General features: G+C 48.2%; 3 tRNA genes. All 3 read right to left on the reverse strand.

The features are described 5' to 3' along the window. Positions 1–91: 91 nt before the first annotated feature. Positions 92–168, reverse strand: a tRNA-Arg gene (locus BAZO_RS11390). Between the two features lie 62 nt (positions 169–230). Further along, positions 231–316 (reverse strand) — tRNA-Leu (locus tag BAZO_RS11395). Between the two features lie 77 nt (positions 317–393). Then, positions 394–477 (reverse strand) — tRNA-Leu (locus BAZO_RS11400). Between the last annotated feature and the right edge of the window lie 46 nt (positions 478–523).

Below are 523 nucleotides of genomic sequence, written 5' to 3' on the forward strand. Positions count from 1 at the left end.
CAAGCTGAGCTACTTCCCGAACTTGAACAGATATTCTGACTTCCATGTTCGTCACAGGACGTGACGGTTCTTAATGGAAGATCGTTTAAAATGGCGCGCCCGACAGGAGTCGAACCCATAACCTTCTGATCCGTAGTCAGACGCTCTATCCAATTGAGCTACGGGCGCACTACTTAAGGCGACTCTATTAATATATCATATTTACTTTAATCTATCAAGTGGTAATTTATTGGTGCGGCCGAGAGGACTTGAACCTCCACGGGGTTGCCCCCACTAGGCCCTCAACCTAGCGCGTCTGCCATTCCGCCACGACCGCATTCTTACCATAAAGAAAACAAAAGACACTGAATAGACAGCGACTCTTAAGGTTTTAAAGTTTATATTATTTTGAGATGGTGCGGGTGAAGGGAGTCGAACCCCCACGCCAAAGGCGCTAGATCCTAAGTCTAGTGCGTCTGCCAATTCCGCCACACCCGCATAAATGGTGAGCCATGCAGGATTCGAACCTGCGACCCTCTGATTA

It is taken from the genome of Schinkia azotoformans LMG 9581 (genome assembly GCF_000307855.1).
Lineage (GTDB): Bacteria > Bacillota > Bacilli > Bacillales > Bacillaceae_J > Schinkia > Schinkia azotoformans.